Here is a 1,654-nt window from a genome sequence, read left to right on the forward strand (position 1 = left end):
CGCTGCCGCAGGCTTCCATCACCAGCAGGGCTGGCTCTTGTTCATGGATAAACTGACGGAAAGCGTCGCGGTCAAGTCGCCGCCGCTGGGTGATGCGGTATTGTGGGGTGGCAATCGCCAACTCGAAAACAGAAGTGGCAAGGTCGATGGTGATAATGGTATTTTTCATGCTTGGCCTCCATGGTTTTCAGCGTTTAACAGTGGCACTATGATGCCGTGCTGGGGCTGTGGAGACCATTCCATCATTCGACGACGGACGCGGTGACAACCCGCGACTCCGACCAATTTACTCCCCGCCGCGCCCGTCAATTCGGACGTTAGGCTCAAAATGTCGCACTAGCTCACATAAGGATAAGATGTGAAAATTAGAGAAATACTAAAAAAATTAATTCACGAGTTGGATAATGCAAATTCTGGTTACGGGCAAAAAGTCGGGATGCTAAATTTCACAACAACCAGAAATGGCTTTACTTGTGAATTTAATAAAGAAGCTCTCATTTTAATAAATGATATAGCAGAAAAAATACATATAAATAATAGCGATATTGCTAACTTTATCGATCTGAGCAATTTATTCAAAATAACCAGAAGATATGTTGCTGACTTTTATACAGAAGAGTGCTTTATTGATTACTCCAATAATGAGATAGCTATTAGTGGTTCATTATCAGAATATATAAAATCAGAAGCCAAAAAAAACTTTACCACATATACACACTATTTTCCTGCATGGACATTGGGAATGGAAAGAATTGATGCAATTTCTCTTGGCCCAGTGACCATAATGAACAGAGAAGACTGGATAGATACCATAGACTTTCCAGAAAAAACAAAACAAAGAAAAATTGATTTTTATATCAAAGAACTAGATTGGCGCAATAACTTAAAAAGCAAGTTAAAAAAAGAACCACCCGTAACGCCTCCTTTAGATGATTTAGCCGAATCAATATATGATGCGATTCAAAACTGCCCTAGTATTCTTAAAATAACTATCAATGGATATGAAAAAGACTTTTCAAGAAAGCTGGCGCACTTATCTTGTAAAACGGCTCTTGATTCAATTTCTTTAATGATTGGGAACTATAGAGTATTTCACCAACAAATACTATTCACTGAAAGAACGATTCCTCTAAAAACTCATGATCGAGAGTGACGGTTTTTTATGGACTCCAGGCTTTTCATTAAGTGAGCGAATACCCACACTTTCACCAAATAAAGCTCATGATATTATAACTCATAACCAAAACATAATTAATGCTTTTAGTTTGATTATTGAGTCTCTTATCTCTCCACTTAGCCAAAAACATCCTAAACTTTGTAGCCGTTGGGCTACCGCCTTAGATTGGTATGGAGAAGGTTGCAGAGAACAAAATGATGCAATTGCTATTACAAAGATAGCTACTTCGTTAGACGTACTATCCCAAGGTGGCAAATATGCAGGGATATTAGAGATGCTTAAAAACATGTTTAATATCCCTGAAGACGAAGAAATATTGGCTCAATATGCGTTTCAGGGTCTTGTTTTCCCCGGCATTGCAAACGTGATGGATAGCGGTAAAGTTAGTCATTTCCGATAGCCAAGGAGAGGCTTTATGACCTCGCTCATCAGTATTTCCAGCCTGACCAGTGATGCCGCCTGTTTCGAGCAAGTCCG

At 39.5% G+C, this 1,654-nt stretch carries 2 protein-coding genes; both read left to right on the top strand.

Translation table 11 applies throughout. The features are described from left to right. Positions 1 to 358: 358 nt before the first annotated feature. On the top strand, positions 359 to 1,153 hold the full coding sequence (locus THINI_RS00370; protein ID WP_040838887.1) for a hypothetical protein: 795 nt from the start codon (positions 359 to 361) through the stop codon (positions 1,151 to 1,153). Continuing rightward, the gene (locus THINI_RS24840) at positions 1,140 to 1,577 is read left to right on the top strand and encodes a hypothetical protein (RefSeq protein ID WP_154724306.1); all 438 of its coding nucleotides are present in this window, start codon (positions 1,140 to 1,142) and stop codon (positions 1,575 to 1,577) included. The genes THINI_RS00370 and THINI_RS24840 overlap by 14 nt, the downstream gene beginning before the upstream one ends. Positions 1,578 to 1,654 lie beyond the last annotated feature (77 nt).

It is taken from the genome of Thiothrix nivea DSM 5205, from assembly GCF_000260135.1.
In the GTDB taxonomy this organism is placed as follows: Bacteria; Pseudomonadota; Gammaproteobacteria; order Thiotrichales; family Thiotrichaceae; genus Thiothrix; species Thiothrix nivea.